The organism is Citrobacter sp. RHBSTW-00859, assembly GCF_013729795.1.
GTDB classification, from domain to species: domain Bacteria; phylum Pseudomonadota; class Gammaproteobacteria; order Enterobacterales; family Enterobacteriaceae; genus Citrobacter; species Citrobacter braakii.
The window spans coordinates 2,876,356-2,899,890 of the sequence record NZ_CP056284.1 but is presented as its reverse complement, the minus strand read 5'-3'; the positions used below and the strand labels follow the sequence as shown (position 1 = coordinate 2,899,890).

25 protein-coding genes and 1 pseudogene are annotated in these 23,535 nt (G+C 51.2%); 18 read left to right on the top strand and 8 right to left on the bottom strand.

Features of this window, described 5'->3' with window-relative positions; genetic code table 11:
* Positions 1-6 precede the first annotated feature (6 nt).
* From HV302_RS14515 to htpX, 4 genes are all read left to right on the top strand, one after another.
* Positions 7-504 (top strand): GAF domain-containing protein, encoded by a 498-nt coding sequence (locus tag HV302_RS14515; RefSeq protein ID WP_016152783.1) that lies wholly within the window; start codon positions 7-9, stop codon positions 502-504.
* Positions 505-600: 96 nt separating this feature from the next.
* On the top strand, positions 601-1,287 hold the full coding sequence (gene proQ / locus HV302_RS14510; protein WP_003833781.1) for an RNA chaperone ProQ: 687 nt from the start codon (positions 601-603) through the stop codon (positions 1,285-1,287).
* A gap of 19 nt (positions 1,288-1,306) precedes the next feature.
* Positions 1,307-3,355: a carboxy terminal-processing peptidase gene (prc, locus tag HV302_RS14505; protein WP_046276431.1), complete on the top strand. Its 2,049-nt coding sequence runs from the start codon at positions 1,307-1,309 to the stop codon at positions 3,353-3,355.
* A gap of 192 nt (positions 3,356-3,547) precedes the next feature.
* Positions 3,548-4,429 carry a protease HtpX gene (gene htpX / locus HV302_RS14500; protein ID WP_003034964.1) on the top strand — a complete coding sequence of 294 codons (882 nt, stop codon included), beginning with the start codon at positions 3,548-3,550 and terminating at the stop codon, positions 4,427-4,429.
* A 284-nt stretch (positions 4,430-4,713) separates the two neighbouring features.
* On the opposite strand, the gene HV302_RS14495 is transcribed toward htpX, so the two are convergent.
* On the bottom strand, positions 4,714-6,801 hold the full coding sequence (locus HV302_RS14495) for a TonB-dependent receptor (RefSeq protein ID WP_142417899.1): 2,088 nt from the start codon (positions 6,799-6,801) through the stop codon (positions 4,714-4,716).
* Between the two features lie 432 nt (positions 6,802-7,233).
* Here HV302_RS14495 and HV302_RS14490 point away from each other — a divergent pair, with 432 nt between their 5' ends.
* The 10 genes from HV302_RS14490 (at position 7,234) to HV302_RS14445 (ending at position 15,059) form a co-directional block, all read left to right on the top strand.
* Positions 7,234-8,820 carry an ABC transporter substrate-binding protein gene (locus tag HV302_RS14490; RefSeq protein WP_181626107.1) on the top strand — a complete coding sequence of 529 codons (1,587 nt, stop codon included), beginning with the start codon at positions 7,234-7,236 and terminating at the stop codon, positions 8,818-8,820.
* Positions 8,820-9,794: an ABC transporter permease gene (locus HV302_RS14485; RefSeq protein ID WP_016156289.1), complete on the top strand. Its 975-nt coding sequence runs from the start codon at positions 8,820-8,822 to the stop codon at positions 9,792-9,794. Before HV302_RS14490 ends, HV302_RS14485 begins: the two co-directional genes overlap by 1 nt.
* Positions 9,784-10,596 (top strand): ABC transporter permease, encoded by an 813-nt coding sequence (locus tag HV302_RS14480; RefSeq protein WP_016156290.1) that lies wholly within the window; start codon positions 9,784-9,786, stop codon positions 10,594-10,596. Before HV302_RS14485 ends, HV302_RS14480 begins: the two co-directional genes overlap by 11 nt.
* On the top strand, positions 10,590-11,384 hold the full coding sequence (locus tag HV302_RS14475; RefSeq protein WP_016152790.1) for an ATP-binding cassette domain-containing protein: 795 nt from the start codon (positions 10,590-10,592) through the stop codon (positions 11,382-11,384). The genes HV302_RS14480 and HV302_RS14475 overlap by 7 nt, the downstream gene beginning before the upstream one ends.
* The gene (locus HV302_RS14470; RefSeq protein ID WP_181626105.1) at positions 11,368-11,958 is read left to right on the top strand and encodes an ATP-binding cassette domain-containing protein; all 591 of its coding nucleotides are present in this window, start codon (positions 11,368-11,370) and stop codon (positions 11,956-11,958) included. Before HV302_RS14475 ends, HV302_RS14470 begins: the two co-directional genes overlap by 17 nt.
* Before the next feature lie 124 nt (positions 11,959-12,082).
* Entirely contained in the window at positions 12,083-12,694 is a 612-nt protein-coding gene (gene zinT, locus HV302_RS14465) for a metal-binding protein ZinT (RefSeq protein ID WP_233619671.1), read from the top strand.
* A 140-nt stretch (positions 12,695-12,834) separates the two neighbouring features.
* Complete coding sequence (leuE, locus tag HV302_RS14460) at positions 12,835-13,473, top strand: leucine efflux protein LeuE (protein WP_016152793.1); 639 nt, start codon at positions 12,835-12,837, stop codon at positions 13,471-13,473.
* A gap of 173 nt (positions 13,474-13,646) precedes the next feature.
* The gene (yeaR, locus tag HV302_RS14455; RefSeq protein WP_005120376.1) at positions 13,647-14,009 is read left to right on the top strand and encodes a DUF1971 domain-containing protein YeaR; all 363 of its coding nucleotides are present in this window, start codon (positions 13,647-13,649) and stop codon (positions 14,007-14,009) included.
* 3 nt (positions 14,010-14,012) lie between these two features.
* On the top strand, positions 14,013-14,195 hold the full coding sequence (locus tag HV302_RS14450) for a DUF1869 domain-containing protein (RefSeq protein WP_003832433.1): 183 nt from the start codon (positions 14,013-14,015) through the stop codon (positions 14,193-14,195).
* Positions 14,196-14,411: 216 nt separating this feature from the next.
* On the top strand, positions 14,412-15,059 hold the full coding sequence (locus tag HV302_RS14445) for a hypothetical protein (RefSeq protein WP_016156293.1): 648 nt from the start codon (positions 14,412-14,414) through the stop codon (positions 15,057-15,059).
* Positions 15,060-15,108: 49 nt separating this feature from the next.
* Here the strand turns inward: HV302_RS14445 and fdhF are convergent, their stop codons facing one another.
* A complete protein-coding gene (fdhF, locus tag HV302_RS14440; protein ID WP_181626097.1) occupies positions 15,109-17,256 on the bottom strand; it encodes a formate dehydrogenase subunit alpha in 2,148 nt (715 codons plus the stop codon).
* Between the two features lie 359 nt (positions 17,257-17,615).
* On the opposite strand from fdhF, the gene HV302_RS14435 reads away from it, so the two are divergent.
* The gene (locus HV302_RS14435) at positions 17,616-17,864 is read left to right on the top strand and encodes a GlsB/YeaQ/YmgE family stress response membrane protein (protein ID WP_016152796.1); all 249 of its coding nucleotides are present in this window, start codon (positions 17,616-17,618) and stop codon (positions 17,862-17,864) included.
* A 49-nt stretch (positions 17,865-17,913) separates the two neighbouring features.
* On the opposite strand, the gene yoaJ is transcribed toward HV302_RS14435, so the two are convergent.
* From yoaJ to HV302_RS14420, 3 genes are read right to left on the bottom strand one after another with little or no spacing between them, the layout of a single operon-like run.
* On the bottom strand, positions 17,914-17,988 hold the full coding sequence (gene yoaJ / locus HV302_RS14430) for a protein YoaJ (RefSeq protein WP_101700011.1): 75 nt from the start codon (positions 17,986-17,988) through the stop codon (positions 17,914-17,916).
* A gap of 2 nt (positions 17,989-17,990) precedes the next feature.
* A complete protein-coding gene (locus HV302_RS14425; RefSeq protein ID WP_032941789.1) occupies positions 17,991-18,089 on the bottom strand; it encodes a YoaK family small membrane protein in 99 nt (32 codons plus the stop codon).
* A 47-nt stretch (positions 18,090-18,136) separates the two neighbouring features.
* Positions 18,137-19,162, bottom strand: coding sequence for a sensor domain-containing diguanylate cyclase (locus HV302_RS14420; RefSeq protein WP_080858684.1), 1,026 nt, complete (start codon positions 19,160-19,162; stop codon positions 18,137-18,139).
* A gap of 186 nt (positions 19,163-19,348) precedes the next feature.
* Here HV302_RS14420 and HV302_RS14415 point away from each other — a divergent pair, with 186 nt between their 5' ends.
* Complete coding sequence (locus HV302_RS14415; RefSeq protein WP_016152798.1) at positions 19,349-19,597, top strand: putative hemolysin; 249 nt, start codon at positions 19,349-19,351, stop codon at positions 19,595-19,597.
* A gap of 7 nt (positions 19,598-19,604) precedes the next feature.
* Here the strand turns inward: HV302_RS14415 and HV302_RS14410 are convergent, their stop codons facing one another.
* Positions 19,605-19,952 carry a DUF488 domain-containing protein gene (locus tag HV302_RS14410; RefSeq protein WP_131381125.1) on the bottom strand — a complete coding sequence of 116 codons (348 nt, stop codon included), beginning with the start codon at positions 19,950-19,952 and terminating at the stop codon, positions 19,605-19,607.
* Positions 19,953-20,150: 198 nt separating this feature from the next.
* Here HV302_RS14410 and HV302_RS14405 point away from each other — a divergent pair, with 198 nt between their 5' ends.
* On the top strand, positions 20,151-20,858 hold the full coding sequence (locus HV302_RS14405) for a CTP synthase C-terminal region-related (seleno)protein (protein ID WP_016156299.1): 708 nt from the start codon (positions 20,151-20,153) through the stop codon (positions 20,856-20,858).
* A gap of 37 nt (positions 20,859-20,895) precedes the next feature.
* Here HV302_RS14405 and HV302_RS14400 read toward each other — a convergent pair whose 3' ends face one another.
* A complete protein-coding gene (locus HV302_RS14400; RefSeq protein WP_181626095.1) occupies positions 20,896-22,083 on the bottom strand; it encodes a CynX/NimT family MFS transporter in 1,188 nt (395 codons plus the stop codon).
* 99 nt (positions 22,084-22,182) lie between these two features.
* On the opposite strand from HV302_RS14400, the pseudogene HV302_RS14395 reads away from it, so the two are divergent.
* Positions 22,183-22,981 (top strand): annotated as a pseudogene (locus HV302_RS14395) (AraC family transcriptional regulator).
* On the opposite strand, the gene HV302_RS14390 reads toward HV302_RS14395, so the two are convergent.
* Positions 22,958-23,404, bottom strand: a complete 447-nt coding sequence (locus tag HV302_RS14390; RefSeq protein ID WP_016152803.1) for a DUF441 domain-containing protein — start codon at positions 23,402-23,404, stop codon at positions 22,958-22,960. The pseudogene HV302_RS14395 and the gene HV302_RS14390 sit on opposite strands and share 24 nt — an antisense overlap.
* Positions 23,405-23,535: the final 131 nt, after the last annotated feature.

Here is a 23,535-nt window from a genome sequence, read left to right as displayed (position 1 = left end):
CACATAATGAACAAAACAGAGCTATACACGGATCTGAACCGTGACTTTCAGGCATTAATGGCAGGTGAAACCAGTTTTCTGGCAACGCTGGCAAATACCAGCGCGTTGTTGTACGAACGTCTTGCAGAAGTAAACTGGGCCGGTTTTTATCTGCTCGAAAACGATACGCTGGTGCTGGGACCTTTCCAGGGAAAAATCGCCTGCGTGCGGATCCCGGTAGGACGCGGGGTGTGTGGGACCGCAGTAGCGCAGAACCAGGTTCAGCGCATTGAGGACGTTCATGCTTTTGACGGACACATCGCATGTGATGCCGCCAGCAACGCTGAAATCGTCCTGCCAATCACCGTCGAAAATCAGATAATCGGCGTGCTGGATATCGATAGCACGGCGTTTGGCCGCTTTACTGACGAGGATGAACAGGGGCTGCGAACGCTGGTGGCACAGCTTGAAACCGTGCTTGCAACGACGGATTACAAAAAATTCTTTGCGCGCGTCGCAGGATAATCAACGGATAACGTAGCAATTACTGATGACGTCATTATAATGTCGCCTGTTCATGCCTGCGCTTGTTGGCTACGTCCGTTGTAATCAGGAAATTTCATGGAAAATCAACCTAAGTTGAATAGCAGTAAAGAAGTCATCGCGTTTCTGGCCGAACGCTTCCCGCAGTGTTTTAGTGCGGAAGGCGAAGCGCGCCCACTGAAAATTGGCATTTTTCAGGATCTGGTAGAGCGTGTTGAGGGCGAAATGAACCTCAGCAAGACTCAGCTCCGCTCTGCCTTACGTCTCTATACTTCAAGCTGGCGCTATCTGTATGGCGTTAAATTGGGCGCAACGCGTGTTGATCTCGACGGCAACCCTTGTGGTGAGCTGGATGAGCAGCACGTTGAACATGCTCGCAAACAGCTGGAAGAAGCTAAAGCCCGCGTTCAGGCGCAACGTGCAGAGCAACAGGCGAAAAAACGCGAAGCAGCCGCTGCTGCCGGTGAAAAAGAAGACGCACCGCGTCGCGAGCGTAAGCCGCGTCCTGCACCGCGTCGTAAAGAAGGCGCTGAGCGTAAACCTCGCGCTGAGAAACCAGCAGCAAAAGCACCGCGTGCTCCTCGTGAAGAACAGCATACCCCGGTATCTGATATTTCAGTACTGACGGTAGGGCAGTCTCTGAAGGTGAAAGCAGGTAATAATGCGATGGATGCCACCGTATTAGAAATCACCAAAGATGGCGTCCGTGTACAGCTGAATTCGGGTATGTCTTTGATTGTACGCGCAGAACACCTGGTGTTCTGAAACGGAGGCCAGGCCTGGCATGAACACTTTTTTTAGGCTTACTGCGTTAGCTGGTCTGCTTGCATTAGCAGGCCAGGCACTTGCTGTGGAAGATATCACGCGTGCCGATCAAATCCCCGTTTTAAAGGAAGAAACCCAGCATGCGACGGTAAGTGAACGTGTGACATCGCGTTTTACGCGTTCGCACTATCGCCAGTTCGATCTGGATCAGGCGTTTTCGGCAAAAATTTTTGACCGCTATTTGAATCTGCTCGACTACAGCCACAACGTGCTGTTGGCGAGCGATATCGAACAGTATGCAAAAAAGAAAACGGTCCTTGGCGATGAACTGCGTACCGGCAAGCTGGATGTCTTTTACGATCTCTATAATCTGGCGCAAAAACGCCGATTTGAACGTTATCAGTACGCTTTAAGCGTACTGGCACGTCCAATGGATTTCACCGGTACCGACACCTTTAACCTCGACCGGAGCAAAGCGCCATGGCCGAAGAGCGAAGCAGAGCTTAACGCGCTGTGGGACGGCAAGGTTAAATTTGACGAACTCAGCCTGAAGCTGACCGGCAAAACCGATGCGGAAATTCGTGAAACGCTGACGCGTCGCTACAAGTTTGCGATTCGCCGTCTGGCGCAGACCAACAGCGAAGATGTGTTCTCTCTGGCGATGACGGCTTTCGCCCGTGAGATCGATCCGCATACTAATTATCTCTCTCCACGCAATACCGAACAGTTCAATACTGAAATGAGCCTGTCTCTGGAAGGTATTGGCGCGGTTTTGCAAATGGATGATGACTACACCGTCATTAACTCCATGGTGGCGGGCGGCCCGGCAGCCAAGAGCAAAGCAATAAGCGTTGGTGACCGTATTGTCGGCGTGGGTCAGACCGGTAAGGGAATGGTCGACGTGATTGGCTGGCGTCTGGATGACGTTGTTGCGCTGATCAAAGGACCCAAAGGCAGCAAAGTTCGCCTTGAAATCCTGCCTGCCGGTAAAGGAACCAAGACGCGCACCGTCACGTTAACGCGTGAACGTATTCGTCTCGAAGACCGCGCCGTGAAAATGTCCGTGAAAACCGTTGGCAAAGAAAAAGTCGGCGTACTGGATATCCCAGGCTTCTATGTTGGCCTGACGGATGATGTCAAAGTTCAGTTGCAGAAGCTGGAAAAACAGAACGTCAGCAGCGTCATTATCGATCTGCGCACTAACGGTGGCGGCGCGCTGACCGAAGCCGTTTCGCTCTCAGGTCTGTTCATTCCTTCCGGCCCGGTGGTTCAGGTTCGTGACAATAACGGTAAAGTGCGTGAAGACAGCGATACCGACGGCGTTGTGTACTACAAAGGCCCGCTGGTAGTGTTAGTCGATCGCTTCAGTGCTTCGGCATCAGAGATTTTTGCTGCGGCAATGCAGGATTATGGTCGTGCGCTGATCGTTGGTGAACCGACTTTCGGGAAAGGCACTGTACAGCAGTATCGCTCTCTGAACCGTATTTATGATCAGATGCTGCGTCCGGAATGGCCGGCGCTGGGTTCTGTTCAGTATACGATCCAGAAATTCTACCGTGTAAACGGTGGCAGTACGCAGCGTAAGGGCGTTACGCCGGACATCATCATGCCGACAGGTAATGAAGAAACGGAAACCGGTGAGAAGTTTGAAGATAACGCCCTGCCGTGGGATAGCATTGATGCTGCGACCTACACCAAATCAGAGAATCTGACGCCATTCGGACCTGAATTGCTAAAAGAGCACAATGCGCGAATTGCCAACGATCCTGAGTTCCAGTACATCATGAAGGATATTGCGCGTTTCAATGCGATGAAGGATAAACGCAACATCGCTTCTCTCAATTATGCTCAGCGTGAGAAAGAGAATAACGAAGATGACGCAATGCGTCTGGCGCGTATCAACGATCGGTTTAAGCGAGAAGGTAAGCCGCCGCTGAAAAAACTGGACGATTTACCGAAGGATTACCAGGAACCAGATCCCTACCTGGATGAAACGGTAAAAATTGCGCTTGACCTGGCGCATCTTGAAAAAGAAAAGCCAGCGGAACAGCCCGCAACCAGTAAATAACCTCCAACAGGCACAAGAAATTGTGCCTGTTTTTTTAACAAACGCATGAAGACGTCAGTGTGATACGATAAAATGTAAAGTTGTGTCTTTCTGGTGACTTAGCACCTATGGATGCTTGAAAATAGCCATAAGACCCATACGATATGGGTAATCGCATAGTGCGTTTTGTTAAATTGAGGTTAAAAGAAAATTATGATGCGAATCGCGCTCTTCCTGCTGACGAACCTGGCTGTGATGGTCGTTTTCGGGCTGGTATTGAGCCTGACAGGGATTCAGTCAAGCAGCGTTCAAGGCTTGTTGATCATGGCACTGCTGTTTGGTTTTGGTGGTTCCTTCATTTCGCTGCTGATGTCCAAATGGATGGCGTTAAAATCCGTTGGTGGGGAAGTGATCGAACAGCCTCGCAATGAAAGAGAACGCTGGCTGATGAATACGGTAGCGAATCAGGCTCGCCAGGCTGGGATCGCTATGCCGCAGGTTGCAATCTACCATGCGCCAGATATTAACGCGTTTGCTACCGGTGCGCGCCGGGATGCTTCGCTGGTGGCTGTGAGTACAGGCCTGTTGCAAAACATGAGCCCGGACGAAGCCGAAGCCGTTATCGCGCATGAAATCAGCCACATTGCCAATGGCGATATGGTTACCATGACGCTCATTCAGGGTGTGGTGAACACCTTCGTTATCTTTATCTCACGTATTCTGGCGCAAATTGCCGCTGGCTTTATGGGCGGAAACCGCGATGAGGGTGAGGGCAGTAATGGTAATCCATTGATCTACTTTGCAGTGGCGACGGTGCTGGAACTGGTGTTTGGTATTCTGGCGAGCATTATTACCATGTGGTTCTCACGTCATCGTGAATTCCATGCGGATGCCGGTTCAGCAAAACTGGTGGGGCGTGAGAAAATGATCGCCGCGCTGCAGCGTCTGAAAACCAGCTATGAGCCGCAGGAAGCGACCAGCATGATGGCGTTCTGCATCAACGGTAAATCCAAGTCGTTGAGTGAGCTGTTTATGACTCACCCGCCGTTGGATAAACGTATTGAAGCGCTGCGCAGCGGAGAGTATTTGAAGTAATTTAATGACTGTCACGGGGCACTCGTTGCTCCGTGACTCATAAAACATAATGGCTATTTAAAGCTATCGATTAAAGCCTCGCCCAGACTATTCTGTCCCAGTTCAGCTTTACCTCTCATTCCGTCATTTTTCTCTGCCGGGGACGAAAATATTCCTTGTCGCTTTATCTCTGGTAAAAACATTGGAGCCCCGCTGGCTGGCAAAAAGAACAGTGCCGGGCATTTGGTGAAACCCAGTGGTCGACGGGCTATCATTGACAGCCCGTCTGGTAGGAAAAAACTAAATCAGAACTGGTAGTTTAACGATACCCAATAGTTACGGCCCGGGTTTACGTATCCGGTAGTGGATTGCGCAGTCTGATAGTAATCTCCTGCGTAGGTGCTATTACGGCCTACCTGATAAAGTTTAACCTCGCTAAAGTCTTTATCCAGCACGTTATTGACCGCCGTATTCAGCGTTAGATCTTTGGTCAGCTTATAAGACATTCCCATGTCGAGAACGGTCCAGGCTTTTAAATCAGCGCCTTTATCGTCATAGACGGCCTTTTGTACTGCGCTGAGGTTGTTGTAATTTTCGGTAAAGCGTGGAGCTTTACCGCGATAACGTGCGCTCAGCCAGGCATTCATATCTTCCGTTGCCTGCCAGTTCAGGCGAGCGTTAGCCATATGTTTTGGCGTGTAGCTTAACGGCGCGCCTTTATTGTCACCATCTTTTTGCTTGCTCTGGGTGTAGGTGTAGTTGAGGGATAAAGTCAGCACATCCGACCACAGAGGGAAGGTGCTGGCAAATTCAACGCCATCGGTCCTTGCCTTGCCGCTGTTGGTATAGCTGTTGGTATTATCATCGATAGAATACGAGACAATTTTATTTTTGTATTCGGTATAGAAGCCGGTAATGTTGGCGTTCAGCCCGGTGTCGTTCTCGTAATACAGCCCGGTTTCATAGCTGATACTTTCCTCAGGTTTTAGGTTCGGATTACCGACCGTATTCACGGTTCCTTGCGCGGTGACGCCGCTGATCCCGTTATGTAACTGGCTCAGTGATGGCGCTTTATAACCTGTCGTCACGCCGCCTTTGAGCGTCCATTCGTCGGATACGTCCCAAACCATATACGCTCGTGGGCTGAAATGACCGCCAAAGACATCGTTATGCTCGTAGCGTGTCCCTGCGGTTAAGGCCAACGAGTCGAGAATATGCCATTCATCTTCTACATAGGCTGCCCACGTTTTTTGATGGAACGTTTCGCCGGTATTGGCCAGCACCACACCGTCTTTCATCCGCGCATCCCAATATTCCCCGCCGAGGGTTAAGAGGTGCGAATCACCTAATGGCGTCAGCAGTACTGAGTCCAGAATGACGTTGGTGTTCTTCAGTTCACGTGCGTCACCGGCCCGGCCTGCGTTCTCTGGCGTGAGTGCGGAGGAGACCAATTGTCGTCCTTTGTTCTCAGTTTCATTCCAGCCGAGGGAGGATTTCCATGTGCCGAACGTTAAGGCGGTATCGTGGCCGAGGGTGACTTTGTTACGCTCATAGCGCAGCGTTTTATCGTAACCCCCCGTCAGGTTACCCAACTGACCGTCATCGTTGTCATAGCGCTGTCTGGCGGAGTCGAGATCTAACCACAGCGTATTGCTTTCATTCGTCTTCCAGTCGAGTCGCGTGCCGATGTTATAGTTTTCTGACTCGGTAGGATAAGGTACGCGAGTGGAGGAGGTATCGCTCAGGGAGGTAACGCTGGAACCCTGACGTTGGGTGGTGCTACCCCGAACCTGCATATCCAGTACGCCAGCGATTAACGGGCCGCTTGACCAGAAGTTGGCGACCGTGCTGTTACCCCATTTATTACTCTCTTGCAGGTTAACGCCGGTATTGATGGAGGTGCTCCATTTATCGGTGCTTTTTTTGGTGATGATATTCACCACGCCACCGATTGCGTCGGAGCCGTAAAGCGTCGACATCGGGCCGCGGATCACCTCAATATGATCGATTGCCGCCAGTGGAGGCATAAAGCTGGTATTCATAGCTGAGAAGCCGTTTGGCGTCACATCGCTGCTGCCGTTTTGACGAATACCGTCAATCAGGATCAGGGTATAACTGGCGGGCATGCCACGAATGCTGATCTCCAGGCCACCGGTTTTACCGGTGCTGCTTTCAACATCCACCCCTTCAACAGAACGCAGGGCTTCGCCTAAATCATTATATTTATTGGTTTGTAACTCTTGCTGTGAAATAACGGAGACGCTGGCGGCAGCGTTGGTGATTTTCTTTTCGTAACCGGAAGCGGTTACCACCATAACATCTTCAGCGAAGGCCAGGGGACTGGAAAATCCTAAACAGGACAGAACAACAGAAGCAACAGGTTTTAAGCGCATAGTCAAACTTCCTTTGTTAAAAATTCAAAGGAAGTAAGATAATTGATGGGAATGATAATAAAAATAATTATCATTATATGTTTACATAACTTATCACTTCTGGTGTTTTTCTTGAATAAATATACATAAATTGTCATTAATTATAGCTAAGTAAATAGCGGAAATGACCAATAATTAGTATTTGTAATCATTAGCTTGTAATTAATTTGCCATTAATTGAATGGCTAACATTTAATCTATTTTCGGTGATTCAGAGGGTACTCAATTAGGAGTATCAGAAAAAAGTATGATAATTTCAGAAAATCGTCATACTTTTCTGCGCCGCATCATTTTTTTCGTCATTTCAGTCCGCCATAATCCCTTCCCCAGGAGACCGTTTAACGGCATTGAATCGTTGAGCGGCATAAAAATAACGCAAATCTGGATAACATAATGATTAAAGGCAAGCTGGCACTGCTTACGTGCGCATTGACTCTCGCATTAACCTCACCACTTCTCGCCGCGCAAAATGTGAGCGAGGGGCAGACGTTGAAGCTGGCAATTGGACCTGAGCCAACGGAAGGGTTTGACCCGATGCTGGGCTGGAGTCATGGCAGCTATTTGCTTTTGCATGCACCATTATTAAAACAAAACGCAGATATGAGCTGGGGTAACCTGCTGACGGAAAAAGTTGAAACCAGTGCTGACGGCAAAACCTGGACGTTGACGTTAAAACCTGACCTTAAATTCTCCGATGGTTCCCCGCTAACCGCTGAAGATGTGGTGTTCACCTATAATAAAGCCGCAAAGAGCGGCGGCAAAATCGACATGGGTAACTTTACTCATGCCAGCCTGAAAGATAACCGCACGGTAGAAATCACGCTGCGCAGCCCGCAGAGCACCTTTGTGAACGTGCTGGGCTCTTTGGGTATTGTTCCCGAAAAACGGTATGACGAAAAAACATTCGCCAAAAATCCGATTGGCGCGGGCCCTTATCGGTTGGTGAGTTTTCAGCCGGGGCAGCAGCTGATCGTGGAGGCGAACCCCTGGTATGCCGGTAAGAAAAATGATTTCAGTAAGCTGGTGTTTGTCTTCCTTGATGAAGATAACGCTTATGCCGCAGCGCGCAGTGGTCAACTGGGACTTGTGCGTATTGCGCCTTCGATGGCGGTCGCCCCTCAACAGCAGAATTTGAAGCTTTGGGTACGCGACAGCGTGGAAAACCGTGGCATTGTGTTCCCGATGGTCCCTGCGGGTAAAAAAGACGCCAATGGTTATCCGGTCGGCAACGATATCACGGCTGATATCGCCATCAGACGCGCCATCAACTACGCCATCGACCGTAAACAACTTGCCGATCAGGTCATGGAAGGTCATGCGATTCCGGCGTATAGCGCGGTTCAGGGCCTGCCATGGCAGGGACAGTCAGTTGCGTTCAAAGATGGCGACAGCGAAAAAGCACGGATGATTCTGGAAGAAGCCGGCTGGAAGGTGGGGAAAGACGGCGTACGCGTGAAAGACGGTAAAGAGGCTCGCCTGACTCTATGGTACGCCAGCGGTGACAGTACGCGCCGGGATTTAGCCGAGGCCGTACGTGCGATGCTGGAGCCCGTGGGTATTCAGGTCTCGCTGCAATCCGGAAGCTGGGAAACCGTTGAGCGGCATATGCATGCGAATCCGACGCTGTTTGGCTGGGGAAGCCTGGATCTGATGGAGCTTTTCCATCACTACAGCAATCAGGCCGCGGGCGTGGAATACTACAATCCAGGCTATTACAGCAATCCCGTCGTTGAACAACATCTTAAACAGGCCATTGATGCTCCGGACTGGCAAAAAGCGTTGCCTTTCTGGCAACAGGTGGAGTGGGATGGCAAGCAAGGGGCTGGGGTGCAGGGCGATGCCGCCTGGGCATGGCTGCTGAACATTCAGCACACTTATCTGGCAAATCCGTGTATTGACCTGGGCAAAGGCGCGCCGGAGATCCACGGTAGCTGGTCCCTGCTCAATAATCTGGATGAATGGACCTGGACCTGCCGTTGATGAAGTCTGTTGTAGGCCATTTTCTACGGCTGATAGTGTTATTAGTGCTGGTTGCGGCTGGCACTTTTATGCTGCTCAGCTTTTCTCCTGTCGATCCGATTCGCGCCTATATCGGCAACGATCTCCTGCACGTGCCACCGGAACAATATGCGCGTATCGCTGCCCGCTGGGGATTAGACCAGCCGTTATGGGAGCGTTTTGGTCACTGGTTTATACGTGTATTGCAGGGCGATCTCGGCTACTCAATGTTGTTTAATGCACCGGTTGCCAGCGTAATCAAGGAGCGCTTTGCGACTTCGTTTGCCTTGCTTGGCGGCGCGTGGCTGCTCTCCGGCATACTGGGAACGGCAATGGGATTTGTCGCGGGTCGTTATCTGAATCGCTGGCCGGATAAAGCAATCTGTCGACTCAGCTATCTGCTTTCGTCGTTGCCGACCTTCTGGATTGGCATGCTGCTGCTGGCGTTATTTGCCGTGCGCTGGCCGGTATTTCCGGTCTGCTGCGCGTGGGAGCCGGGCAACAGTGGTGATATGGCCACGCTGGCTGAGCGTCTGCGCCATTTAGTGCTGCCCGTTTGCGCGCTAAGTTTATTGGGACTTGGCCAAATTACACTTCATACGCGGGAAAGTATCGCCAGCGTGATGAAAAGCGATTTTGTCCGTTTTGCGCGTTCTCAGGGAGATAAAGGCTGGTCGCTGTTGCGTCATCAGGTTCTGCGCCACGCTATCACGCCCGCGCTGTGCCTGCAGTTCGCCTCGCTGGGAGAACTGCTGGGCGGCGCACTGCTGGCGGAAAAAGTTTTTGCTTATCCGGGACTGGGACAGGCCACTATTGATGCCGGATTGCGCGGCGATCTGCCGTTACTGATGGGGATTGTGTTGTTCAGTACCGTACTGGTGTTCATTGGCAACTCGTTGTCTACCTGGCTTGTCCATGTGTTGAACCGTGCTCTGGAGCGACCTGATGCTCTATAATCCGACGCCGACGCTGATTCGTCTTCTGCTCTCTTTTAGCTGCCTGCTAGGCATTGCGGTGTATGGCGCAGCGACGCTGGATAACCCATTGAGCGTTAATCTGCTTGCCCGTCATTTACCGCCTGATGCGCTGTATTGGTTTGGCACCGATAACCTCGGTCGCGATCTGTGGATTCGTTGCTTTCAGGGCGCGTTAACCAGTCTGCAAATTGGTATTGGCGCAGCGTTTTGCAGCGGCTTCATCGCATTACTGATGGCGGCGGTTTCACGTATACATCCGCGTCTGGATGTTCTAATGCGTCTGATTACCGATGCCATGTTGTCAATGCCGCATCTGCTGTTGCTCATATTGATCTGTTTCACGCTGGGTGGCGGAAAGAATGGGGTGATTATGGCGGTTGCGTTGACCCACTGGCCGCGTCTGGCGCTAATCCTGCGTGCCGAAGCGCAGCGCGTGGCCCACAGTGACTATCTGACATTGACCTGGCGTCTGGGACACGGACATTTTTACTGCTGGCGGCATCACTATCTCCCGGCATTGTTACCCCAGTGGTTAACGGGAACCTTGCTGATGTTTCCCCACGCGGTGTTGCACAGCGCGGCGTTGAGCTTCCTCGGTTTTGGGCTGGCGCCGCATGAACCATCGCTGGGCCTGTTGCTGGCTGATGCGCTGAGGTTTATCAGTCATGGCGACTGGTGGTTAGTGCTGTTTCCCGGGCTGATGCTATTCAGTCTGGTTATGTTATTCGATCAGCTCGCAAGGGCAGTGCATCGTTTATGGTTACGAGGTGACGCATGTTGAGTTTAAGACAGGTCTCGCTGGACGTGGCGCGTTATCGCTGGTACGGCGCGAGAAACTGGTCTTCGCTGTTGCAGGATATCTCTTTCGACGTAGCGCCAGGTCAGATGGTGGCGTTAGTTGGGGGAAGTGGGGAAGGTAAAAGCCTGTTGCTGCAATGTCTGCTTGATCTCTTACCGGACAATTTGCGCTTCAACGGCTCCATCACCCTGGAGGGGAAAACGCTGGACAGTGATGATATTCGCAAATGTCGTGGCAATACTTTCAGCTATGTCCCGCAAGGTGTTCAGGCACTTAACCCGCTGCTCTCGATTGAAAAACATCTGCGCAGGGCAAGTCAGCTCTCCGGCCAGGCCTGGAATGCCGGAAAAATTGAACGATTGCTCCAGCGTAGCCAACTGGAAAGTCGCGTATTAGATGCCTTCCCACGCCAGCTTTCAGGGGGGATGGCGAAACGTGTTCTGGCCTGTCACGCGTCGCTGAGCCAGGCTCGCTATATTCTGGCGGATGAAATTACCGCCTGGCTTGATGCACCGCTGGCTAATCAACTGCTTGAACAGCTACGTGAGCAATGTGAGCAAGGGGCTGGCGTTTTATGGGTAACGCACGACCTTACGCTGGCCGCTCGCCACGCGGACCGCATTGTCGCGCTGCATCAGGGAAGGGTGTCGGATAACGTCAGCCGGGAACAGCTGTTACGCGGAGAGATCAGCGAGCATCTGCAACGCCAATGGCGGGCGCTGCCTGAAAGAAATCAACTTTTTGGAGAGCGCGATGCTGTGCTGTCGTGAGGTGACGATATGTCAGGGAGGAAAGGTGCTATGGCAAAATCTGACCTTCTCTCTGCGCCCCGGAGAACGCATTGGGGTTTGCGCACCCAGCGGAACCGGCAAAACAACGTTGGGGCGCTTACTGGCGGGCTGGCAAAAACCGACTTCGGGTGACATTCTGGTTGATGACCAACCGCTGCCAATGCACCAGTATTGCCCGGTGCAACTGGTGCCACAGCATCCGGAATTAACCTTTAACCCCCGGCGTAGCACTGGCGATGCGGTTTATGATGCCTGGCGACCTGATGCTGAACTGCTTACCCGTCTTCACATCAATCCTGAGTGGTTAACCCGCCGTCCCGGACAGCTTTCTGGCGGTGAACTGGCGCGAATTGCTTTACTTCGCGCGCTGGATCCGCGGACACGTTTTCTTATTGCCGATGAAATTACCGCCCAGCTCGATCCTTCCATTCAAAAAGATATCTGGGTATTGCTGCTTGAAGAGTGCCAGCGTCGGCCATTAGGTATGCTCATTATCAGCCATCAGCAGGCTCTGCTTGAGCAGATCTGCTCCAGAAAACTCATTGAAGCGTGAGGCAATAACGTGCAGTAATGTCTATTGATTAAATTGTTACGTTATATTATAACAATTCACTCGCAAACGATTTGAGGGTGAAATTTTGGCTATTCGTTTTAACAAACTGACAATCGCTCTGGGGATGCTTTTAGTCAGTGGGCAGGTTTTGGCGCATGGTCATCATTCCCATGGTGCGCCGATGAGTGAAGCAGAACAAAAGGCGTCGGAAGGGGTATTTGATGATAACCAGGTGCAGAACCGGGCGCTGTCCGACTGGGATGGCATGTGGCAATCTGTCTATCCGTATCTGGTCAGCGGCGAACTTGATCCGGTTTTCAAAAAGAAAGCGGAGAAAGATAAAAGCAAAACGGCAGAACAAATTAAAGCTTATTACCGTACAGGCTATGCAACCAATGTAGACACCATCGGCATCGAAGATGGCGTGATGGAATTTCACACCGGTAATCAGGTCGCATCGTGCAAATACGATTATGCCGGGTATAAAATCTTGCACTATAAATCAGGCAAGAAAGGTGTACGGTATCTGTTTGAGTGTAAAGCCGCTGACAGCAAAGCGCCTAAATACGTGCAATTCAGCGATCATATTATCGCGCCGCGTAAATCGAGCCACTTCCATATCTTTATGGGAAATACCTCGCAGGCTGCCTTGTTTGAGGAGATGGAAAACTGGCCTACCTACTACCCTTATCAGCTGAAGGGCGAAGAAGTAGTGGATGAGATGCTGCACCATTAATCCGGGCTAACCTTATCTGTACACACCCGCCACCAGTGGCGGGTTTTTTTAATTAATAACCTGCTCTTTCCATCACCTGTCGCATTCGTTAGCATATTGTATCGCAGCAAGTGCATGTGTTTTTTAAGGAAGAGGTTAACGTGTTCGCAGAGTATGGAGTTCTGAATTACTGGACGTATCTGGTGGGGGCTATTTTTATCGTGCTGGTACCGGGGCCAAATACGATATTTGTGCTGAAGAACAGCGTCGGTAGGGGAGTAAAGGGGGGGTATCTCGCCGCCAGCGGTGTGTTTATTGGTGATGCCGTGTTGATGTTTTTGGCCTATGCCGGTGTTGCTGCATTGATTAAAACAACGCCCGTTTTGTTCAATATTGTTCGTTATCTTGGCGCTTTCTATTTACTGTATCTTGGCGCGAAGATCCTGTATGCAACACTGAAATCGAAAGCAAGCGACGCCGCGCCTGAGGAAGTCCCGTTTGGCGCTATTTTTAAGCGCGCATTAATCCTGAGCCTGACCAATCCCAAAGCTATTCTGTTTTATGTGTCGTTCTTCGTGCAGTTTATTGATGTCAATGCGCCGCATTCAGGGCTGTCATTCTTTATTCTGGCTATTACGCTTGAGATAGTAAGCTTTTTCTATTTGAGTTTCCTTATTTTCTCCGGCGCGTTTGTGACGCAATATATCCGTACGAAGAAGAAACTGGCCAAAGTGGGTAATTCCCTTATCGGCCTGATTTTCGTTGGTTTTGCCGCCCGTCTGGCCACGCTTCAATCGTGATGCCATCTGCCCGCTGATTGCGGCGGGCCTTTAATATTGCGCTCTGCTTTTCATTTAAAATCGTAGGGTTGTAACCAATAAATGGTATTTTAAATGTATATTTTGAGGCGTACCCTGTGTACAGCAGCGGTTCAATATGACTCGCTGGTTGTCGACTGGAAAAGGGAAGAAAAATGCTTCAAATTCCACAGAATCATATCCATACACGCTCTACGCCATTCTGGAACAAAGAAACGGCGCCTGCCGGAATTTTCGAACGCCACCTTGATAAAGGGACCCGAGCCGGGGTTTATCCTCGACTTTCGGTTATGCAGGGGGCGGTCAAATATCTCGGATACGCAGACGAACACAGTCCGGAGCCAGTAGAGGTGATGATTATTGAAGCCGGTCAGTTTGGCGTTTTTCCACCGGAAAAATGGCATAACATCGAAGTGATGACCGACGACACTTACTTTAATATCGATTTTTTCGTCGCCCCGGAAGTTCTGATGGAGAGTGCAAATCAACGAAAAGTCGTGCGCACCGGCAAGGAGTAAATAATGGGGAAAGCAACCTATACCGTAACCGTGACCAATAACAGCAACGGTGTTTCTGTTGATTATGAAACAGAGGCGCCAATGACATTACTGGTGCCGGATGTGGCAGCAGAAGTGGTCAAAGATCTGGTCAATACCGTGCGTTCGTACGATACCGAAAATGAGCACGAAGTCTGCGGGTGGTAGGCATTAGTCACTGCTACTGATTGAATATATTAGTTTTTAATCTAAAAACTGCACTGCGCTTTGACGGCGCAGTGCATTTTTTTATCTGGGCGAAACAGGGAAATATCCTGAAAGGATTCCTTAAGAATACCTTAAGAGATTCGCATTGATTGCTAATAGTTGATCATTCACAGGGGTTATGATCGCGAAACAGATATAAAACAGAACATCGCGCTTATGAAACTCAATACCCGACTTACATTACCCACAATCATTCTCGGATTAGCCATCGTGGCGATCCCGTTCGCCGCGAACTGGCATCTCCCGCTACTCAACGGTACTGTCGTCAGCTGGATTGAAAATGGCCAGGCGCTATGGCTTCTGTTTGGTGCCATATTTACACTCAGCTACATCAGGCCTTTATCACGTCCCGAAGGCGAGAAGCAATTTTGGCTTTGGGCGGCAGCGTGGTGGCTGGTATTACTGGGCCGAAGCACAAGTTGGGGCCGCGATTATTTTCCTGAGCATCCTAAACTCCTGTTCCGGGCTATCTCAGTGGTATTGATTGCCATGATTATTCTGCCAGTGCTGATTTCGAAGCGCTTACGCCAGGATATTGCCCGTCGCTTTCGCAATGAACCGCTACCTCTGTGGCTGTTAGCGATCACCACCTGTGCATTTTTGATCTCCGATACGGTAGAGCATCATCGTCTGCTGGCTCCCATCTTTCTGCACAATGCTCAGTATGGCGATCTGATTGAAGAACTGTACGAACTACCGTTTATGGCGGGATTGTTTCTGATGAACCTCGGCTTTATGCGGCGGGATAAGCAGGAGGAAGCTGCATCCATCCGCTTCAGTGAACCACAGCTGGCGAAGTCATGAGATAAGGCCTGAGTCTGGAAAGCCAGACTCAGGCGATGATGGCGGTGACTTACGCAATAGCCTCACATAGACGTGACTTCATATCGCTATACGTTTGTGCGGCATATTTTTCTGCCCACCCCTGATCGGTAATGTGCTCAATATTTACGGCGCAATATTTGGTTTCCGGCGTTTTCGAAATAGGATCGAGATTGTCCTGGGTTAACTCGTTACACGCGCCAATCCACCATTGATAGGTCATATAGACCGTTCCGACATTGATGCGCTCGGAGACATCCGCGCGGCTGATGACCTTACCGCGGCGCGAGCTGACCCATACCAGATCGCGATGACGAATACCCAGTTTTTCGGCATCATGGGTATTGATTTGCACATACCCTGGCTCGTCTGCAAGTGCTTGCAACGCTGCGCAGTTGCCGGTCATCGAACGGCAGGAGTAGTGCCCAACCTCACGCACGGTACACAGCACCAGCGGATATTGTTCATCAGGAACTTCTGCAGGCGCTCGCCACGGTGCGGCAAACAGTTTGCCTTTGCCATTGGCGGTATCAAACTGGCTGTGCGCGTAAAGGTAGGGCGTACCAGGACTATCGAGATCCGCACATGGCCACTGAACATGACCCATCTCACCCATTTTCTCATAGGTCACGCCGTAGAACAGTGGACACAGCTCGCGCATCTCATCCCAGATTTGCTGGTTATTTTGATACTGCATTGGATAACCCATTTCGCTGGCCAGCAGGCTGATAATCTCCCAGTCACGCTTTACATCACCAGTGGGTTCAATCGCTTTCTCAAAACGCTGGAAACCGCGATCGGCGCAGGTAAAGACGCCACCGTGTTCGCCCCATGAGGTGGCTGGCAGGAGGACATCGGCCATTTCCGCCGTCTTGGTCATGAAGATATCCTGCACGACGATAAAATCGAGAGCGTTAAATCCTTCGCGGACCAGACCCAAATCGGCCTCGGTTTGCAGCGGATCTTCTCCCATGATGTAGTAGGCTTTGATTTTGCCTTCGATAGCCAGATGCGGAACTTCGGTGATGCGGGTTCCAACCTTGTCATCCATCTGATTAACGTCAATACCCCATGCGGCGGCAAATTTCTCCCTGACGGCGAAATCGGTTACGTCCTGATACCCTGGAAACTGGTTAGGCAGCACCCCCATATCGCACGCGCCCTGCACGTTATTTTGCCCGCGCACCGGGCCAACACCGACGTTAGGGCGTCCCAGATTTCCGGTCAGCAAGGCCAGGCTCGACAAACCACGAACCACGTCAACGGCCTGACCAAACTGGGTGACGCCCATCCCCCACATCACGGTGGCCGATGGCGCCGCAGCAAATGTACGCATCGCCTGACGAACCTGCTGTGCGGGAACACCGGTTAAATGTTCAACGTCTTCAGGCGCATACTCCTTAATGGTTTCCCAGTATGTTTCCAGTCCTTCCGCATGCTTTTGTACATACTCGCGATCGTAGAGTTGCTCCTCGATGAGAACATGGCCAAACGCGTTGACCAGCGCCATATTGCAACCGTTTTTCAACTGCAAATGTTGGTCAGCGATACGGGCAGTTTCAATCCGGCGTGGGTCGCAGACAATGATTTTTGCGCCGTTCTGGCGAGCTTTAATTACCCGGCGGGCCACAATTGGGTGTGAATCGGCACAGTTATAACCAAAGATCAGCAGGCATTTTGAGTTTTCAATGTCGCTGATGGAATTGCTCATGGCGCCATTGCCTAACGTTTCCTGTAACCCGGCCACGGAAGGGCCGTGACAGACGCGGGCACAGCAATCGACATTGTTGGTATGGAGCACGCCACGTGCGAATTTTTGCATCACGTAGTTGGTCTCATTCCCTGTTCCACGGGAAGATCCGGTGGTCATGATGGCACGAGGGCCATAGGTATTTTTGATTTCAGTTAAGCGTTTTGCGGTGTAGCGAATGGCTTCATCCCAGCTAACGGGAGTGAATTTTCCACCTTTTTCATAACGGATCATCGGGCGGGTCAGACGGGGAGTCAGAAGGCGAGTGTCGTTAAGAAAGTCCCAACCATAATAGCCTTTCAGGCATAACTGATTTTGGTTCGTTACACCCTCTGCGGCCTCAGCGCGGATGATTTTGTTATTCTCAACAACAAGCTTGAGCTTGCACCCGGCCCCACAGTATGGGCATACACTGGTGATTTTTTTCATCAATAACAGACCTGTTAAATGCTGAAATAGCGCGAATTGTAGACGCAGTCACGCGATACGTATCGCGGACTACGATGTGTCGTAGTGACGGGCTGTTTAAGCATAAAGTGTGCCAGAAGTGAAAACCCAGCAATAGCAGGGGCTGGCGGCCAAAGCGTTAAGCAGAATGACTGACGATTCGACATTAATGACGAGGCGCGACAAAATTAGTCTGCCAGTCAGCGGTGTAACCTTATGAAACATCGGAAAAAGATGAAAAACAGAAGTGATAGCGATCACAAATTTTAATTTTTCAGCGCTATGCTATGCTTTTATACGACGAGTGAATCGTTAATTTAAAAACATAAGCGAGGGAAATTATGGGCATTATTTCATGGGTGGTTTTCGGTCTTATTGCTGGGATTTTGGCAAAATGGATTATGCCGGGTAAAGATGGCGGCGGATTCTTTATGACCATTATCTTAGGGGTTGTCGGTGCGGTAGTGGGTGGCTGGATCAGCACCTTCTTTGGTTTTGGTAAAGTCGATGGTTTCAACTTCGGCAGTTTCGCCGTGGCGGTGATCGGTGCGATTGTGGTGTTGTTTATCTACAGAAAAATCAAAAGCTAAGTAAACATACAGACAATAGAGGCCACTAATATGTGGCCTTTTTCTTAGGTCACCACCAGCCGAATTCTGTTCCCAGAACGACGATGATAGCCACGCCAATCATAATAAGCGTTGTTTTTTTCATCGTTATGCTCCCGGCGCAGCGTAGCCGCCAATAAAAAACCAGGATAAGAAAACGACAGCGGAAATGAAAATGATGACGGGGAAAATAATACCGAGTCGCATACGATTATCTGCCAGAGTTATTTAAAGACGGGTTAGCATAGCAGGGCTTAATGTACGACAAAAGTGGTTTTATCCTGACGCTTTTTATCCTTGTACATTGCGCTGTCTGCGAGGTGAAGCGCGCAGTTTACATCAGTCTCCAACGGATTAATTTCCACGATGCCAAGACTGGCGCCAGGATAAAATAGATGAATGTCACCCAGGTGGTAGTCACCGCAAATTTGCTGTTGTAGCTGATTTTTCACCTGCTGCAGGCGGTCCCGCGGATCCCTGTCATCTTCCGGTGACAGGCTCACGACTAAAAATTCGTCACCACCCAGTCGCCCAAGGATATCATTGTCACCGCATTCGCGAAGCAGACGCTGACCAATCTGGATCAGAAACTGGTCGCCAACCTCGTGGCCAAAGCGGTCATTGATCAATTTGAAATCATCCAAATCAATATAGGCAAAAATAATCTTCTGCCTGAGATGTCGGGCAAGGGAAAAAAGAGTCTCAACATTTTCAAAAATGGCGCGCCGATTCGGTAATCCGGTCAGGGCATCGGTGTAGGAGTGAGCAATCAGCGCGGCATTCGCTTCGCGTAACTGAGCAACCAGCGACTCTTTTTGAATTGACTGGGCGATCAGGCCCGCAAACAAATGTAACACCTGTTCGCCACGTTGGCTTAATGCGTGCTGGTGGCGACTGGTGGCGCAGAGCGTACCGTAAAACGTTCCGTCGGGAAGATGAACCGGCGTGCTCAGGAAAGTGGTTATCTCCAGCGCGCGGGCGGCGGTACACTCCGGCCAGCGAGCGGGGACGTTGTCGCTGTACAGACAGTTTTCGTCTATGGCGCGTTTGCATAGCGTCTCATCCCAGGGTACGGACAGCCCTTCAGGGATCTGCATCTGCTTGCTATTGCGCGCATACAAAATATGCTGCAGGCGGGCATCTAAATCGACCTTAGTTAAATAGGTGGATTCCATCTCAGTCACCACTTCCAGCATCTCCAGAAGTTGCCGAACCAGGCTCTCAACTGACTGCTCCGTGGCTAAGGATTGTGAGACTCTGGCAAGGATCATGTCCGACATGAGGTGTAAATGCTCCTGAGTAATGACTGGGCTGACGTGGCCCGCATGATAGAACATCAAGATGAAAGATGAAACACGCCATCCCGCTCAAAACTTAAACATTAAATTGAAAGCTGACAGTAAAACATGGAGATAGATGGAAAGTCGGGGTAACCTGCCGGGATAAGGTTTTTAACAGGAGTCGATATGAAACTGGCGTCTATTATTTTGCCCGGCTTGTTGGTGCTAGCTGGATGTACCACTCAGCCCGAAGCCCCCAAACCGCCGAAGATTGGTCTGGCGAATCCGGCATCGGTATATTGCGAACAAAAGGGCGGCTCGCTGATTGCGGTGCAGACCCCGCAAGGCGTAAGGTCGGACTGCAAATTACCGGGCGGGGAAGTGATTGATGAATGGGCGCTCTGGCGCAGAGATCATCCGACAACGGGCAAATGAAATCCGGTTAGCATTGACGTATCCATTCAGCCAGCACCAGCGCGTGGTTTTGCTGGGTGTTTTTCGCCGCATACAGTAGCGTTAAGGTTTGCTGTCGGGCAATCTCTGCGAGACGCTTTCCTTCCTGCTGCTGTAGGGCCAGTTCAGCGCGATATTGCTCGGAAAAGTGTGTGAAATCAATCAATTCTGCGTGGAACGCCTTGCGTAAATCAGATGACGGCGTAAGCGTTTTATTCCATTCGTTAAAAATAAGGTCGGTCTTTTTTACCCCGCGAGGCCACAACCTGTCGACCAGTACGCGATAACCATCATTTTTTTCTGCTGGGTCATACACGCGTTTACATTGAATTTTCATCTTCTCATCCGCTCCATTAATCCACTGCTTTGATTAATTTCGACACCTTTATTACGGTTAAATAAGATCGTAAAACGTGACAATTGTAACATTCTGCCCGTCCTGACTCCCAATTTAAGGGATTGTGATACCAACAAAAAATCGGTAGGCTGAGGCTCCTTATATTGTCCCTCATTGTCTGGACATAAGGAAAGCTTAATGGAAATTTCCCCGTTTAAAGATACGCTTCGCATTGCGCTGGTGGGTGATTACAGCCCTGATATTGTGGCGCATCAGGCCATCCCTCTTGCTATCGATGATGCCGCTGCCGTCCTGGAATTAGTGGCTGATTATGACTGGCTAACCACCTCTGATATTAGCAGCAGTGAAGATCTGATTGGCTATGATGCTATTTGGGTCGTTCCTGGCAGTCCATATAGGCACCTGGAAGGCGCACTGATCGCGATACGCTACGCGCGTGAAAACAGCATCCCATTCCTCGGGACCTGTGGCGGTTTTCAACATGCGATTCTGGAGTATGCCCGCAACGTGCTGGGCTGGAGTGATGCTGCCCATGCGGAAACGGATACCACGGGGCGGATGGTCATCGCACCGTTGACCTGCTCGCTGGTAGAAAAAACGGATGATATTGAACTGAGGGCCAATACGCTGATTGCCAAAGCCTACGGACGGGGTGTTATCTCCGAGGGGTATCACTGCAACTATGGCGTATCAGAAGATTTTGCCGCCGAGCTTGAGAGCGGTGATCTTCGTGTGACTGGCTGGGATGAGGCGGGTGATATCCGTGCCATTGAGCTGGTGACGCATCCTTTTTTTGTCGGCACACTCTTTCAGCATGAACGTGGAGCGCTGGCGGGAAAACCCGTGCCGTTAGTTCAGGCAATGCTGCGCGCTGCGCGAGGATAAAAAAACGGGCAGGTTGTACCCAAACCTGCCCGCTGCATTATGCGCTTGCGATCTCCCGATTACGCCCTGCGCACAGACCAAACACTGCCATCAGTATTGCTAACACGGCGACCCCAGCTAATGGAATCAGCCAGCTACCATTGAGGTCGTGAATCTTACCCATCAGCGGTGGCCCACAGGCAGCCAGTAAATACCCGACGGACTGTGCCATGCCGGACAGGGCCGCGGCCTGATGCGCTGAGCTTGCGCGCAGGCCAATAAAGGTCAAACCAAGGATCATCGTAGCGCCTGAGCCAAAGCCAAACAGTATGGTCCACAGCAAAGCCTGCCCGGGCATTACCGCGAATCCCGCTGCGCCGATGGCGCACATTAACGAAACCAGTGCGGCGATGGCGCGCTGATCCTTAAATCTGTTCAGGACGAGAGGGATCAATAACCCCGGCGCGGCGGTTGCCAGTTGCAGTAAACCATGCAACGAACCGGCCTGCGCTTCGCTGTAGCCGTGGCTGATTAAAATGGCGGGTAGCCAGCCAATGATCACGTAGTAGATAAGTGAATTGATCCCGAGAAACAGCGTCACCTGCCAGGCGAGGCTCGAGCGCCAGATCGCGCGGGAATGCAAAGCGCGCGAGTTGCTCAAACTGGCATTGGCCGTCTGGCGACATTGGGGTAACCAGATAATCAGCGCCAGCAGCGGAAAGACCATCAGTACCATCAGCGCACCGCGCCAGCCAAACCCGTTCAGCGCCAGCGGAACCACAATAGCTGAACCCAGTGCCGCCGCTGCGCCCATAGTCAGCGAGTATGCGCCAGTGAGTTTTGCCACATGCTGAGCAAAATCACGCTTAATCAGCCCAGGTAACAGCACATTTCCCAGCGCGATTCCGCAACCAATGATAGCGGTACCGCTAAACAGGAAACCTGGCGTGGGCAGCGAACGTATCGCAATACCTACGCAAATCAGTAGCATTGCGGCAAACAGGCTGCGTTCGATACCCCAACGGCGTGCAACGGTGGCGGCCAGAGGCGATACCAGTGCGAAGGCCAGCAGCGGCAGGGTGGTCAGAAGTCCCGTCTGGGCGGTACTCAGGCCGTAGTCGGTGCGAATTGCATCCAGCAACGGGGCGGCACCGGTAAAGGTGACGCGCAGCGTGGTGGCAATCATCAGGATCCCCGCGATCAGCCAGGCTGCGTTTTTGCCGCGGGAGGAAGGCATATTTGTCATTTTTTTCTCATATCGTCAGGCGAGGCGATACTTTAGCGTTTTTACTCAATGGATGAATCAAGCTAAAATGACAGTTTATCGCTAAAAACGGACATTTTTATGTTAGGACTGAGGCTGGATGGGTATGAGCCCGACCTTTACCACGATGCGGCGGTGGCGTTTTGTATACAGGCCCGGGAAGATGAACTCTTCAGTCCGCTGCATCAGCACCGTAAGGGGCAGTTGATTCTGGCCTTGCATGGCGCGATCACCTGTGAGGTTGAAAATGCCATGTGGATGGTGCCTCCACAATATGCGGTATGGATCCCCGGTGAAATTCCACACAGCAACCACGTTACCGTTGGGGCGCAATTGTGCTTTTTGTTTATTGAGCCGCAGGCAGTCGTGATGCCTGAACGCTGCTGCACCCTGAAAATCGCCCCGTTATGTCGGGAGCTCATTCTGGCGCTGGCGTCCAAAACGGATGATCAACGGCTGGAGTCGTCTACCCAGCGGCTGACACAAGTGCTATTTGATGAACTCCCGCAGCAGCCGCAGGAGCAAATGCAGTTGCCGGTTTCCGATCACCCGAAAATCCGCAGAATGGTCGCGACGATGGCGCGGGAGCCCGCGCAGTGGCAGACGCTGGGACAGTGGGCCAGCGTATTTGCGATGAGTGAGCGGAACCTTGCCCGTCTGGTCGTTAAAGAAACGGGGTTGAGTTTTCGCCGCTGGCGTCACCAGCTTCAATTGATTCTGGCGTTGCAGGCGCTGATAGATGGTCATAACGTGCAACAGGTTGCGCAAATGCTCGGTTACGATTCGACCACGGCATTTATCACCATGTTCAAAAAAGGCCTGGGACAGACGCCAGGCCGTTATCTGGCTGGACTGGCTACTGCTTCCCAACAATCAATGACACCAGACCTGCCGCAATGAGCGGTCCCACCGGCACACCGCGAAATAGCGCCACGCCCAGTACCGTACCCACCAGTAAACCGGCCACAAGCTGAGGCTGGCTACCCATGAGCGTGACACCGCGCCCGCCAAGCCAGGAGACGAATACCCCGATGGCAATAGCGACCAGTGATTTCCAGTTCACAAAGGAGTGGATGAGCGTGGAGGGGGGGAGCGTTCCGCTGGCGATCGGCGCCATGACGCCAATGGTTAGAATTATAATCCCGACGGTCAGGCCCTGTTTTTCTATCCATGGAAAGAACGTATTCAGAGGGGTAACACGAACAATGATCAGCACCAGAATTGAAACAGCGACAGTGGTGTTGTGGCTGACAAAGCCCAGAGCTGCCAGTCCGAGCAGGATCAGCAGAGTGACATCAAACATCGTAGTTTCCTTGCCAAAAGAAAAAAATAAGCCTGCTTACTGTACGCGTAAACGCGTGACGGAACAGGCTTTTTTTAATGATTATGATTTTTTTTGGGCTAATGCACGATGCTACGTTTTTACACCTGACT